The sequence below is a fragment of the Sutcliffiella sp. NC1 genome (assembly GCF_027594365.1).
GTDB lineage: Bacteria > Bacillota > Bacilli > Bacillales > Bacillaceae_I > Sutcliffiella > Sutcliffiella cohnii.
In genome coordinates this window covers 60,562-74,736 of sequence record NZ_CP115153.1, presented here as the reverse complement: position 1 = coordinate 74,736, position 14,175 = coordinate 60,562, and the positions used below count along the sequence as shown (strand labels likewise).

13 protein-coding genes and 2 tRNA genes are annotated in these 14,175 nt (G+C 35.8%); 2 read left to right on the top strand and 13 right to left on the bottom strand.

All coding sequences use genetic code 11. The features are described 5' to 3' along the window. The first annotated feature begins 16 nt into the window (after positions 1–16). Together O1A01_RS00380 and O1A01_RS00375 are read left to right on the top strand one after the other, a co-directional pair. Positions 17–93: transfer RNA gene (locus O1A01_RS00380), tRNA-Met, on the top strand. Positions 94–101: 8 nt separating this feature from the next. Beyond that, positions 102–173 (top strand) — tRNA-Glu (locus O1A01_RS00375). 187 nt (positions 174–360) lie between these two features. Here the strand turns inward: O1A01_RS00375 and O1A01_RS00370 are convergent. The 13 genes from O1A01_RS00370 to O1A01_RS00310 form a co-directional block, all read right to left on the bottom strand. Further along, positions 361–780, bottom strand: coding sequence for a S1 domain-containing RNA-binding protein (locus O1A01_RS00370; protein ID WP_066418018.1), 420 nt, complete (start codon positions 778–780; stop codon positions 361–363). Between the two features lie 78 nt (positions 781–858). Next, on the bottom strand, positions 859–1,254 hold the full coding sequence (locus tag O1A01_RS00365; RefSeq protein ID WP_066418020.1) for an FtsB family cell division protein: 396 nt from the start codon (positions 1,252–1,254) through the stop codon (positions 859–861). Positions 1,255–1,267: 13 nt separating this feature from the next. Continuing rightward, the gene (gene yabQ, locus O1A01_RS00360) at positions 1,268–1,906 is read right to left on the bottom strand and encodes a spore cortex biosynthesis protein YabQ (RefSeq protein WP_270065360.1); all 639 of its coding nucleotides are present in this window, start codon (positions 1,904–1,906) and stop codon (positions 1,268–1,270) included. Further along, positions 1,903–2,208 (bottom strand): sporulation protein YabP, encoded by a 306-nt coding sequence (gene yabP, locus O1A01_RS00355; protein WP_066418030.1) that lies wholly within the window; start codon positions 2,206–2,208, stop codon positions 1,903–1,905. Before yabP ends, yabQ begins: the two co-directional genes overlap by 4 nt. A 69-nt stretch (positions 2,209–2,277) precedes the next feature. Further along, entirely contained in the window at positions 2,278–2,547 is a 270-nt protein-coding gene (locus O1A01_RS00350; RefSeq protein WP_066418032.1) for an RNA-binding S4 domain-containing protein, read from the bottom strand. A gap of 14 nt (positions 2,548–2,561) precedes the next feature. Beyond that, the gene (gene mazG, locus O1A01_RS00345; RefSeq protein WP_270065359.1) at positions 2,562–4,028 is read right to left on the bottom strand and encodes a bifunctional methyltransferase/pyrophosphohydrolase YabN; all 1,467 of its coding nucleotides are present in this window, start codon (positions 4,026–4,028) and stop codon (positions 2,562–2,564) included. 16 nt (positions 4,029–4,044) lie between these two features. Continuing rightward, positions 4,045–5,622, bottom strand: coding sequence for a putative polysaccharide biosynthesis protein (locus O1A01_RS00340; RefSeq protein WP_270065358.1), 1,578 nt, complete (start codon positions 5,620–5,622; stop codon positions 4,045–4,047). 227 nt (positions 5,623–5,849) lie between these two features. Further along, entirely contained in the window at positions 5,850–6,386 is a 537-nt protein-coding gene (spoVT, locus tag O1A01_RS00335; protein ID WP_066418041.1) for a stage V sporulation protein T, read from the bottom strand. A 294-nt stretch (positions 6,387–6,680) separates the two neighbouring features. Beyond that, the gene (mfd, locus tag O1A01_RS00330; protein ID WP_270065357.1) at positions 6,681–10,217 is read right to left on the bottom strand and encodes a transcription-repair coupling factor; all 3,537 of its coding nucleotides are present in this window, start codon (positions 10,215–10,217) and stop codon (positions 6,681–6,683) included. Positions 10,218–10,282: 65 nt separating this feature from the next. Continuing rightward, on the bottom strand, positions 10,283–10,513 hold the full coding sequence (locus tag O1A01_RS00325; RefSeq protein ID WP_066418045.1) for an anti-sigma-F factor Fin: 231 nt from the start codon (positions 10,511–10,513) through the stop codon (positions 10,283–10,285). A 76-nt stretch (positions 10,514–10,589) separates the two neighbouring features. Further along, positions 10,590–11,150 carry an aminoacyl-tRNA hydrolase gene (gene pth / locus O1A01_RS00320; RefSeq protein WP_094366351.1) on the bottom strand — a complete coding sequence of 187 codons (561 nt, stop codon included), beginning with the start codon at positions 11,148–11,150 and terminating at the stop codon, positions 10,590–10,592. Between the two features lie 875 nt (positions 11,151–12,025). Beyond that, positions 12,026–13,138 (bottom strand): IS110 family RNA-guided transposase, encoded by a 1,113-nt coding sequence (locus tag O1A01_RS00315; RefSeq protein WP_270065356.1) that lies wholly within the window; start codon positions 13,136–13,138, stop codon positions 12,026–12,028. Between the two features lie 378 nt (positions 13,139–13,516). Next, positions 13,517–14,158 (bottom strand): 50S ribosomal protein L25/general stress protein Ctc, encoded by a 642-nt coding sequence (locus O1A01_RS00310; RefSeq protein ID WP_066419734.1) that lies wholly within the window; start codon positions 14,156–14,158, stop codon positions 13,517–13,519. Positions 14,159–14,175 lie beyond the last annotated feature (17 nt).

Here is a 14,175-nt window from a genome sequence, read left to right as displayed (position 1 = left end):
AAAGTTTTTGAATTATGGCGGTGTAGCTCAGCTGGCTAGAGCGTACGGTTCATACCCGTGAGGTCGTGGGTTCGACTCCCTCCGCCGCTACCATAATTTTAGGCCCGTTGGTCAAGCGGTTAAGACACCGCCCTTTCACGGCGGTAACACGGGTTCGAATCCCGTACGGGTCATACTTAAAGACATTCTCAAGAGAGAATGTCTTTTTCTATTTGCCAGAACTAACACTTTAAGGCTGATCGTTTTCATTTCACATTTAGTTATTATAAAATTATGAAATATAAAAAACCACACTCTATACGAATGTGGTTTAACTTGTATCTTATTATTTCTTCTATATATGTGGATTTCAGCAGCAAATTATCCTCTTCTTGCTCCACGACCTCCGCGTTTTGATTCGGTATTACGCTTTAAAGAAGCTAAACGGTCTTCACTATCTTTTAAGAAGCGAGCCATTTTTTGTTCGAAGTTCTCCTTCGGACGGAAATCGTCACGCTGCTTTTTCGGGCGTTGCTGGTTGGAACGTTGTTGTGGTTCACGGTAAGTTTCACTAGCCTTTTTAATAGAAAGACCAATCTTTCCATCTTTTTCAACATTAATAACTTTCACTTGAACTTCATCGCCGACTTTCAAATGCTCATTAATGTCTTTTACATAGTTATCCGCTACTTCACTAATGTGAACTAAACCAGTTATATTACCTGGCAGCTCCACAAACGCACCAAAATTTGTTATACCTGTTACTTTCCCTTGTAATTTGCTGCCTACTTCGATTGACATAAAAAAAATGTTCCTCCTTAAAATCTTTAAAAAAATAATTCACTTTACCTCTATTATAACTAGAGCAAAATTAAGGTGTCAATATGACGAGGTATCTCTATCCTTTTGTTTAGGGATATTAAAGATAATTTCTCCCTTTTCTGACATAAAATAATCTCGCCTTGCGATCTTTAATATATACTCATCATCATTTAATTTTACAATCTCATCTTCTAAATGTTGTTGTTCTTTTTGTAGCTGACTTAACTTTTGTTCCAATACTTCTTTCTGCTCTAACTTATCGTTTAGTACGACATGCTGATTATAAAAAGCCTTTCCGATAAAGCCCGCTACTATTAAGGTGAAAGTAAAAAACACTGCTAGTCGCATATATAGACCGCGTCTTTTTTTTATTTTCTTTTGCTGTTCTTCTTCTAGCTGTTGATAGTATTGTGAACGAATTTGACTTACCTTATCATTATTAGCAGTGCTCATACGTCTTCCTCCTTTAGCGCACCTTTCGGAAATTTTTCAAATATTTTATAACCTTCACTGTTGTATTCTTTATTATCTCATAAAATCCTGCTAATTTGCGAATAAAAATTTCCAAATACTTTTTGACAAAATTAGGAGTCAATTTCCACAGAAGTAATCCAACTGCTTTTAAAGGCCATAATAACACTAACGTAACTTTCCATAGTATGATTACTAGCATTTTCCCAATATTATATAATCCTTTACCAATAGCTATTATAAGCACAATGATAGCTTGTACGACTGCTTGAATCGGTCGAACAATTATCAATCGGAAGATCTTTTCTAAAACAAGGTACAAGTTAATGGTCCATTGAATAAGTGTTTCAAGTAACCTTAAAAAAATATTCCGCAATAGTGCTTGATATGCAGCATAGCCACATAGTAGGGCAATTAATATATAAAAACGTAGTTCTCCTTCATTGACCAGCAGCAAGACGTAAAAGGTAATTAAACCTTGTAAGAGCCAAAAGAGCACATCATTAATGAAGATGAACCATTTAGCTCTTTTTTCTCTTTGTAAAAACCGTCCGTACGTATCAATCGCCGCACCTAACCAGCTTCCAACACCTATCATTGCGGCCATTGTATAAAATTGTATAGTTAAACTCATTTGAACAACTTACTAAAGAAGCCTTTAGTTTTGTCTGCATGCTGGTCGTCTAAATAAATTATTTCCATAATTTTACCTTTTATAGACACTACTCCTTTGTCCACATCAAGGTTTTTCATTTGTAAGTTTTGACCTCTAACCGCCAGGAAACCCATTACCGTTTCTAATAAAAATTCTTCATTGTCAAAGCTTTCAACCTGCTTTACTCCTGTAATATCTAATAACCTTCTGCCTCGCATAACAATGTCTTGATCTTGAATATTACTTTTTGATGGTTGATTCTGTTCATAATATTGGTTCATATTCATCCCTCACTATTAAGACTATTAATAGTACATATATATGAGAGAGAATCTTTTTTAGAACAAGCTCTAAACTTCTTCTTGTTCTATTCTTTCTTCTTTTATAATCGTATACATTAAAGACGCTTCTTCTTTCTTTGCATTTTCTTGAATATGGTTAACTTTAGCAGTTACAATTTTTTGACCAAAATGTAATGTCAGTTCATCGCCAGCTTTTACGTTACTACTAGCTTTTGCTTGAACACCATTAATCGATATTCTACCTTTTTCAGCTACTTCCTTAGCTAATGTACGACGTTTTATAATTCTTGATACTTTTAAATATTTATCTAATCTCATCTCACATACCCCTTTTACTTTTCTAATTTTTTTGCTTCATTCCAAAATGCATCTAGCTGTTCTAATGAAAATTCGTCCCAATCTTTTTTTAATTCTTTTACTCGACCCTCTATGTAACTAAAACGATTATAAAATTTATGATTCGTAACAGTTAATGCGTCTTCTGGATCTATTTTGTAATAACGCCCTATGTTAATGAGTGCAAATAGTAGGTCGCCAAACTCTTCTTTCACCTTTAGATCATGGTGACCTTTTTTCCACTCTTCTTGTAGTTCTTTTAATTCTTCATAAATTTTGTCCCAAATCGGATCCGTCTCTCCCCAGTCAAACCCAACTTTCGCTGCTTTCTTTTGGTAATGAAACGCTTTTGATAAGGCTGGTAAACTTTCAGACACAGTATCAAGTAGGTTACTTTGCTGCCTCTCTTTTTTCTCTTCCTTTTTTATCGCTTCCCAGTTTGTCACAACATCATCTGCAGTTTCTATCTCCACTTTAGCAAAAACATGCGGATGTCTTCTAATCATCTTTTCATTTATTGTTTGTATGACATCATCAATAGAAAAATACCCATCATCTTCACCAATTTGGGAATGTAACATTACTTGAAGCAGAACGTCACCTAACTCTTCTATTATACCTTCTATATCATCACCATTAATCGCATCAATAAGCTCATATGCTTCCTCTATCAAATATTTCTTTAGCGATTCATGCGTTTGTTCTTTATCCCAAGGACAGCCATTTGGCCCTCTTAAAGTAGCGATAGTTGCCCGGAAAGAAGCAAACTGATGATTAAGTAGTGCGCGGTCTTCAACTTTTGGTACGTATACACTCGTTAAATTATTTAATGTTGTTACCCTATCTAATTCATATAAAGGAACTTCAACTATCTTCTCTTCACTTGTACCCGCTCCTGTTACTAAATAAACTGTATAATCATCTGGTAGCAGTTCCATCAACGTTAGCTTTACTTCTGAAGCTACATAAGCATCATACACTTGGCCAATAATGAGCGCAGAAGATAGTTGAATATCATCTCTATTTAAACTTGTCGCATCCAACAATTGAAACCCATCAATAGGGTCTAAACCAATTGCGGAGAACATCGGGTCGAGAAAACTCTGTCCACCTATTATTTCCACAGCAATATTTCCTCGCTTTTCTTCTTCCAAAAGTAGTTGTACCGTTCTTTCGGCAACTAGTGGGTGCCCTGGAACAGCATATGTAATTTCATCGTTTTCACTACTTTTTTGTAATAAAACTTGCACAATTGCTTCATAGACCTGTTCAAACTGTTCGTGCTCTTCATACAAGTAATCAAACGATTCAAACGAAAGACCTTCCTGCTCTAGCTCTTTTAATACAGGATGTTCACTTGTACGTAAATACAATGATTGACTGTTTTTTAAATGTTTATATATACCTAAAGGAAGTTGATTTAGATCTCCAGCACCTAAACCTACTATGTTGATTCGTTTCATACTTTCACCATCCTAGTTAATTTAAAAGTCTAGCTATTCTTTTACCAAGAGGAAGTAATAATAGTTCCTCCTTTGAAAAATAATGTCCCCTTATTATTGTATATAAAAATATCGCTCCACCAATTATTACTCCTAAAAAAGACCTTACAATTTCTCTATTATCTAAATTCAAAGGTAGTTGCAAATAAAGTAATAAACTTACACTCATGAAGACAGTAGCTTTCCCTAAAGTCCAAATAAAACTGCTATTGAGCACTGGTCTCCTCGTTTTATTATAAATTATTACTAACATAATACTTGCAACGATAAATAATGACAGAACCGTCGCAATAGCTGCACCTAATATATCGTATTTCGGTAATAATAGGATGTTAGATATATATTTAGATCCTACACCTATCGCTACAATAAAAGCAGGCGTATAAGGAAAGCCCAACCCTTGCAAAATGGCTGCACCCGTTAATGCAATACTACTGAAAAGAATCGAAAAAGAAAGAATCATTAATACGCTAGACTGATGGTCATTCATAAATAACATTGTATTAATTGGTTTCATTAATAGTGCTAAACCAAATGATGCGCCTAACCCAATGACGATACTTACTCTTAGAGATAAATTTATTTTATCTTCTATTTCTTTCTGTTCTTTTCGCACTATCGCCATCGTTATAGCGGGGACTAGCGATAAAGAAAAGGCCGTTGCCACAACAGTACCCAATTGAATAAAAGGTTGTCCACGGTCATAGATACCTTTTAACCCCTTGGCGACAGTTTCATCTATCCCCACTTCCACCATATTTCTATATACAGTAAAAGCATCGACCATGTTAATTAAAATTAGTAGTAAACTACTTATACAAATAGTAATACCTTGAGTTAATAGTTTTTGGATAATCGTATAGCTAGAAATATTTGTTTTTTTAACACTTGTCCTGTTAGTAAGCTGCTTGGACTTCACTAAAAATACAAGTAAAACAATGATAGCTGCCATTCCACCAATGACTGATGCTAATATAGCTCCTTTACCAACGTAATACAAATTATATTCGTTATATACTAAATAAATGGAGAAGAAAATAATTAGTCCTACTCGAAATGTTTGTTCCACAATTTGTGAAACTGCTGTTGGTACCATTTCATTTCGCCCTTGAAACACCCCTCTCAAGACAGAAAGAGTTGATAGGGACAAAAATGAAAAAGCAGAAAGTTGAATTAACCCTGTTAGCTGCTCATCCCCCATAACATTCGCTATTAACTGGGCATTAAAAAATAAAAAGATAAAAAATAACGTACCAACTATGCTCAAAAATATAAATGATATTTTCCCAATTTTCCTTGTTGCTTCAAGTTGTTCTTCTTCTGGGAATTCTGCAATTAATTTTGAAATAACGACAGGAAAGCCATATGTAGACAAAATAAGTGCAATCCCGTAAATAGGGTACACTTGTTGATAGATAAAAAAGCCTACGTCACCTACTATATTTTGAAAAGGTATTCTATACGCTGCACTTAATATTTTTGTTATGATTCCAGCAATGGATAATATAGCTGCACCTTTTAGTACATGCCCTGTTACGTTTTTACTGTTATTCATTTGTATACCGCCTAATTTTCTCTAATTCCAGTTTCTCCATTATATCACCAGCTGTTTACATTTGGGTAGCGGTGGGAGGGACGCGATTCCCACGTAAATAAGAGGAACATCAACTATTAGGTCATTTTTAATGTTTTAGTTAGTCCGCTTCTGCAGTTTCACGATGCTTTTCAAAAGAAAAAGCAATAGGGTTTCCCCTACTGCTTTTTTGATTGCGGTTCTTGTTCTTATTGCTCCATTTGACGCGCTAAAAACCCAGCCGCTGTTTCTACTGCTTTTTGTTCTACTTCTCCAAGTGCCTTGTCTTTAGAAAGAATGACGACTGCACCGATGGGATCACCATTCGCTACAATTGCTCCGATAGTATAAGACGTAAGTGTTTCTGTATTACCGTCAACAATTGCAACTTGTTGCTCGTCCGTTACTAGTACAGATCCTCTTTCTTCCATAGCACGTTCAATTACGTCACTTACACTTTTGTTTAAGTATTCTTTCTTTGATCCACCAGCAACCGCGATAAACGTGTCTCTGTCACAAATTAAAACCGGTTGCCCTAAACTATCATACAAGGCTTCTGCATATTCTTTCGCAAAATCACTAAGTTCACTAATAGGAGAATATTTCTTTAGAATAACCTCCCCATCTCGATCTACGAAGATTTCCAAAGGATCTCCTTCACGAATACGTAACGTTCTTCTAATTTCTTTCGGTATAACGACCCTCCCGAGGTCATCAATACGACGTACAATACCAGTTGCTTTCATTTCTAAGTTGCCTCCTTCATCCGATGATAAAAAGAGATGATTTAATTTGGTTGAATTGATCAATTTATCCTTCTATTGAATAATTCACCTTTGTTGAAATTAGTATCTAACTTCTGGTGGTTTATATACATGTTGGGAAAGTTTTTTTGTAGAAGAAAATTACCCCAGTATTTATATAGACATGAAAAGGCATTCTTAAACCTTTTTTTCTAATATTGATTTTTTTGATGTATAAAAAAACTTCTCCTTTACTAGCAACATGCATACTAGTACGGAGAAGTTTATTTTATTATTTTAAGCACTAACGTTTTCTTTTTTTAACGTTCTTAATTGTTCTAGTATTTCTTTCACGCAATCTAACCACTCGTCATCGCTCATTTTATTTGTTGCAACAACAAGTTTAAATTTCGTTCCTTCTTGTCCTCCACCTACGTGGCGTCCATATTTTGCTATGAGCTGAGATAATTTCATCACATCTATTGTTTGTGACGCTTCTTCTGAAAATAGAATCGTAACCTGTTGCTTTTGCTGTTTTACGGAGTCAATTTTTTCTAATCTTGCTAGCACTTTAATTTCTGATACTTTTAATAAATATTGAACTTCCTTAGGATATTCTCCAAAACGATCTAAAAGTTCCTCTTTTAACTCCTCGATTTCTTCTATTGAGTCTAATCCTCGGAAACGCTTATATATCTCGATTTTTTGACGGCTATCTGATATATATACATCTGGTAAGTAAGCATCGAGTTCCACATCTAATTCTACCTCATGAGGCTTTTCTTCGTTAGTTGTTCCTATTCTTTGTTCAATAGCTTCTTTTAATAATTGAGAGTACATATCAAATCCGACAGAATCAATAAATCCATGCTGTTGAGCTCCTAATAAGTTACCTGCTCCACGTATAGATAGATCTCTCATCGCAATTTTAAACCCAGATCCAAGTTCAGTAAATTCCTTTATCGCTTGAAGTCTTTTTTCTGCGACTTCTGTTAACACTTTATCTTTTCGATATGTGAAATAAGCATACGCCACACGATTAGATCTTCCTACTCGACCTCTTAGTTGGTAGAGTTGCGAAAGGCCCATACGATCTGCATCAAACACAATAAGCGTATTTACGTTAGGAATATCGACACCTGTTTCTATAATAGTTGTACTAACTAATACATCCGCTTCCCCTTCTAAAAACTGAAGGATAACTGATTCAAGTTCATTCTCTGTCATTTTACCATGGGCTACAATAACGCGAGCATCTGGGACAAGCATCGAAATTTCCTCCGCTTTCCTTTCAATATCTTCTACCCTATTGTATAGGAAGAATATTTGGCCATCGCGGGCCATCTCTCTTTCAATTGCCTCTTTCACTAGCGCACCATTGTATTCCATCACATATGTTTGAACAGGGAAGCGGTTTTCCGGCGGCGTTTCAATTACAGATAGATCACGAACTCCAAGCATGGACATGTGAAGCGTTCTCGGAATCGGTGTAGCAGTTAACGTTAATACATCAATATTCGCTTTTAATTTTTTAATTTTTTCCTTATGTGTTACACCAAACCGTTGTTCTTCATCAATAACTAATAAACCTAAATCTTTATATTTAACATCTTTTGATAAAAGACGATGTGTTCCAACCACAATATCGACCGTTCCATTGGCCAAACCTTTCATCGTTTCCTGCTGTTGTTTTCTTGAACGGAATCGACTTAACAAACCGATATTAATAGGGTAATCTTGAAATCTTTCTCTAATTGTTTCGTAATGTTGCTGAGCTAATATCGTCGTAGGTACTAGTATTGCTACTTGTTTTTCATCCATTATCGCTTTAAATGCTGCCCGGATTGCAACCTCTGTCTTTCCATAACCAACATCTCCACATAAAAGACGGTCCATCGGTCTTTCTCTTTCCATATCCTTCTTTATTTCTAGGATGGATCGTAATTGATCCTCCGTTTCGTTGTATGGGAAAGACGCTTCGAACTCACGTTGCATTTCAGCATCTGGAGAAAATGCATATCCTGTACTAGCTTCACGTTCTGCATAAAGCTTAATTAAATCATCTGCTATGTCTTGAACAGATGACTCTACTTTTTTCCGCACTTTCTTCCAATCTGTTCCACCAAGTTTATATACTTTCGGTTCCTTACCTTCAGAGCCTACATATTTCTGAACTTGATCAATTTGTTCAACTGGAACGTATAGTTGATCGGTACCTTGATATTTAATGTGTAAATAGTCTTTATGAACACCATTAATTTGCAGCGTTTCGATTCCTAAGTACTTTCCTATTCCATGGTTTATATGTACTACGTAGTCGCCAACATTTAATTCTGAATAGCTTTTTATTCTCTCAGCGTTAGAAAGTTTTTGTCTTTTCTTTTGTAGTTTTTTCGCTTTCTTTTTGAAAAGTTCTTCTTCTGTTATTACTGCTAGTTTTTGAAGTGGTAGCTCAAAACCAGATTGCAAGTCTCCTTCTAACAATTGTACTTGTCCATGTAAGATAGGTGAATTGCTTTTTTGCTTCCTAGCTTCAATGTCATAATCGGAAAGGACTGCTTCTAATTTTTCCATACGTTCTTCGTTCGAACCTAATACAACAACTGCATAACCCGCTTTTTGCCATCTGTCCATTTCATTTTTAAGTAAATGCATTTGACCATGAAAATGTTGCATTGACTTCGAAGAAAGATTTACTAGATTTTCTGGATGCGTATGACTTACATGACGTAAAAATAACGATAAATAAACGTAAGGGCGTACCTTCTTTTGTAATGTTTGAATAAAAGAATGGGTTAACTTTACATCATGAACTATTTTCCCTTCAGCTATTAACTCTGTAAGCCATTCTGCCTCTTCCTTATCCAACGATTCCGCAGTTTCTTGAAGTCGACTAATTTCATCCATAATAACTATTGCATCTTCTGGTAAATAATCTAGTAAACTAGCTGGCTTTTCGTAGAAGACAGATAAATATTTATTTATCTCTTTTACTTCTTGGCCTGACCTTACCGTCTCTATTTCATGTGTAATGTTTTCAGCTAACAGTTGCTTTACTTTTTCTTCTTTTACCTTTTTGATTGATTTAGCTAATAAATGCTCTAATTTCTCTGCTCCACGCATCATTTCAAGCTTGGATAATAAAACCTCTGTTGCAGGCCCAATTTCAACCTTCGTATCACTTTTTTGAGAGCGTTGATCTTCTACATTAAAATAACGAATTGAATCAACTTCATCGTCAAATAACTCAATTCTCACAGCATATTCTTCCGTTAATGGATAAATATCAATAATTCCACCACGGATACTGAAATCACCTGGTGTTGACACCATTCCAACACGCTGATACCCAAGTCGAACAAGTTTTTCAGCCAATGAATCTAACTCTATTATTTTTCCAACTTCAAATGTCATTATTGACTGAAGCCACATATCCCGTTGTGGTAATATTTTTTTCACTCCTGCTAATGGAGCAATAATAATTCCCTTTTTTTGTTTCGCCAAAAAGTTTAACACTTCTAACCTTTGTGCTTTAAGCTCTGGGCTGGCAATTGCAACCTCAGCTGCTAATACATCATTTGCTGGAAATAAATAAAGTTCATCTTCTGAAAAAAGATTTGTAAAATCATCGTACAATTTTTGCGCATGATATAAATTGTGTGTTAACACTACGATAGGCTTTTGTAATTGTTCATACATCGATGTAATAAATAATGTTCTAGCCGATCCAGACAAACCAGCTACTAGCTGCTCCCGCAAACCTTCCTCTACACCTACAATTACAGATTGAAAATCATCGTTTTCTTTAAAATAAGGAATAAAACTACTTTTCATACCAGCCCTCCTCTCCTTAATGTTTTGACACAAAAAGGCTTTGGCAAGTACCAAAGCAAGTGTCATTATTGTATAAATTTTTCATATTGATGAAAATCAGGATTTCTATTAAGTGCCTCCTGACAATCTTCGCATATTGTTTGTACATGTATATCACCATTTTGTTGATATGAAATCATCTCTTGTCTCTCATCGTCACTTAAATGATGAAAGCCTAGTGCTTCTGAAAAAACGGAAGCATTCTCAATACTTCCAACACCACATTGGCAGTGTCTACAATGGTAATGAATAGCCACTTTGTTTTCCTCCCGTGCTTTTTAAGATTAGTATAAACATGGAAGGAAAATGTTATACAGCTTTTAAACCATTCTATTATTGATTAAATGTATTCATGACTTGTAAAAATGGAGTTTTCATTGATTCTTCACAAGCTTTAGCTGCTTGTTCGACAGATTCTTGTACAATTGGACGTTCTTCCACTGTAAATTTCCCTAAAACGTAATCTGAAATAGGCTGACCATTTGTAGGTCGATCAATTCCCATTCGAACACGATTAAATTGTTGCGTCTGAAGATGTTGTATTAATGATTTGATACCATTATGTCCACCTGCGCTACCTTTTTGCCTTAATCTTAATTTTCCTACTGGAAGGTCTAAATCATCATATATGACGTAAATGTCCTCTATTTCCACTTTATAATAATCTAATAATGGCCTTATACATTCTCCAGATAAGTTCATATATGTTAACGGCTTTACAAGAATTACTTTTTCACCATTTATTAGTCCTTGCCCGAATTGTCCTTTAAACTTTGATTGAGTTAAAGAGATATTCCATCTATTAGCCAATTCATCGATAACCATAAAGCCAATATTATGTCTTGTTTCAGCATATTTTGGCCCTGGGTTTCCAAGTCCGACAATTACTTTCATGCCTTCTTCACCTACTTCTACCTCTTGCTTTGAAAATATGGAACGTAACAATTGTATCATGAAACACCTTCCAAAAAATAATGTAATGATTCAAACATTTAAATATAGTGCTTTATAACGAGGTTTAAAATATATGTATATGATAGCTGATGAATGATAAAAATTCACACGTTCCTTATTTTCATTCCTCTTTATGCAAATTTTCACTTGTTTGATAGTCTCCCCTGAAAATAGGCGTGTTTAGAAATATTGCATTTCATTGTAGGCAACGTTTGTTTTTATACGTTTTAAGTTAGCCCGTTGCACTTCGCTGCAGACACTTGCTTTCCGCGGGGAGGGAGTCGAGCCTCCTGATATGAACGAAACTATCAAGGCCCCCACTCTAAATTATTATTCGTTCTATTTTTGGGCAACTTTAAGTAGAGAAGCTGTTTTTTGGCTCCTTTACTTTCTTTTAATTTTTAGCCTTTACAGGCTAGATTCACTCCTTCTTTAGCTTACAAACCCTACCTCAACTCTTTGAATGGCTGTCAAGTGCTCTCCTTGACTGTCATTCAAAGAGTTGAGACACTTATTTAAGCTAAAGGAATTTATAAACTGTCACACCTCCATATATTATTGGAATAGATGTTAAGAACACGGCACGAAAGCAAAAACTCTACTGCGGTTAGCATTCTGATATACGTGGGTTTTCACAATTTATCTTTCCGTATAAAGGACTTTCCACTAACTCGGGACGTGCGTTATTCTTATTTAGAAATAGCACAGAGGAGGCACGTGGTTTTTCCTTTCCGGTTTTAACCTTTGCTTTCGAGCCCTATTCTCACATATCTACTTTAAAGCAATTCTATTCTTCTTCATGATGCCCCTGATGCTTATGAGACTTTTGTCTCTTCTATCTCTTGTGTAACAGCCCAAATAAATCCTGACAATTCCCTAGCGACAGCGGTAATTGCCTTACCACTTTCTTTACCTCTAGATAGTAATCGGAAATATTTTTTATGGAGTCGGTTTTGTGCTTTCCATGATATCGCTTGAATTGTAGGAGATTGGCCATCTTGTCTTCTCTTTAACTCACCTTTTACTGCTGGCTGGTATCGATAACTCCAGGCAGACTCTATTAACAATCTTCGAACATGGCGGTTACCCGCTTTAGTAATTTCCCCTTGTCTTCTTCTATCACCACTAGAACTTTCACTTGGAGTTAAACCTACATAAGCCATAAATTGTTTTGGAGTAGGAAAGCGTTTAAAAGATCCAATTTCAGCTACAAGACTCGTCGCAGTTATTAGGGCAACACCTCTTAATGCCTGTAACGCTTGTATAGTTGGTGCATGAATACCTTCTGATGCTTCTAGTTTAATTTCTTCTTCTAATCTTAGGACCCGTTGTTGTAATTCTTTTAATTGGTGATAGTATTCTTGGAAAACCACTCGTAAAGATCTATTTTCAAATTTTAACGCATCCAACCATTCACGGTATTTTTTCGTCCATTTTCTTACTCCAACTGGTGGGTGTATATTATTTCTTAGTAAAAATTTAGTTAACCGATGCTTAGCTCTCAATTCATCTTCTTTGGCATCTTCACGAGCTCTAACTAAATCTCGTAACGCTTCGCCGTCCGGAGTAGGTACATATATAGAAGTTAATTCTCCAGCTCTGTATAGTTGGGCTAGACGAATTGAATCTCTACGGTCGGTTTTTACTCGCTCACCAGGTCTTTTCGGAATTAAAGATGGGGCAATGACATCACAGTGAACTCCTAAAGAGATTAATAACCTATATAATGGGTAACCAGTTGGCCCTGCTTCATAACAAACATATAATGTGTCTGGTTTACCAAGTTTCTTTATTAATTTTCTGATTGCTTCAGGTGTATGAGGTATCATTCCAAAATATCTTGGCTCTCCACGTCCCTCTTCAGCAATAGCAACAGCAATTTTTTCTTTTGATACGTCTAAACCTACGTATTTTATGGTATCCTTCATAATAACTAGCTCCTTCCGTAATGTAGCACTGATTTGGTTTTTATATTTAACAGTAACATTCTTACCAAATTAACCTACGAATTTACGAGTAAGGAGCTAGTTTCGTTCATTATAACTCGGCTGCGCCTGTGGGGTCTCGACCTTCCCTCTACCTCCCGCTGGAGTCAAGTGTCTTCCGCTCCGTTCCACTCAAGGTACTAGATTTGGAAAGGTAAAAAATTGTAGCTGTTCAAAGTCGATCCATCCATTTTTCATTCTTTATGATGCAAATTTTCACTTGCATAGTGTCTACCTTAAAAGTAACAGGAATGTGCACGTGTCTTTGTTCTAAGTGGTATTACGTTTTCTATCTTTTAATCAAAAAGCGCAACCATGTGGTTACGCTTCTTCATTTACTTCAGTTGTTTCACGACCTTCTACATTTTCTGGTTGCCCAGCCTCTTGTTCTTCGCCGCTATTTATTTCTTCTTCTTGCTTCGGAGGTAAGATGGACGCAACAGTCGTTTCTAAATCTTGGTTTATCTCGAAGTTAGAGGAAGGGACATCAGCAAGAGTAACCGTATCTCCAACTACTAGATGACTAACATCAAGCTCAATTTGTTCCGGAACATCGTTTGGAAGCACACTAATAGAAACAGAGTGAAGGGATTGCTGTAACACTCCTCCATCTTTTACACCGCTAGCTTCTCCAGTTAAAACAATATTTACATCCACGTCAATTTTTTGCGAAAAATTGACGACTTGGAAGTCTAAGTGAACAAATTCAGATGATTTTAATGGGTCTCTTTGATAATCAGAAAGCATCACTTTTCTTTTGTCCGACCCAACAGCTAGGGTAATAATTCCGTTTCGCCCAACTTCTCGAATTGTTTTAATAAAATCTTTCTCATTAACTGCGATTGATTTGTTCGAAGTATTATTTCCGTAGACAACTGCTGGAATATAGCCTTCATTTCTTACTTGACTACGCCCAGACTTATTAAAACTAGAGCGTTCTTTTGCTTCTAATACAGCTTCCATATAATCACCTTCCTAGT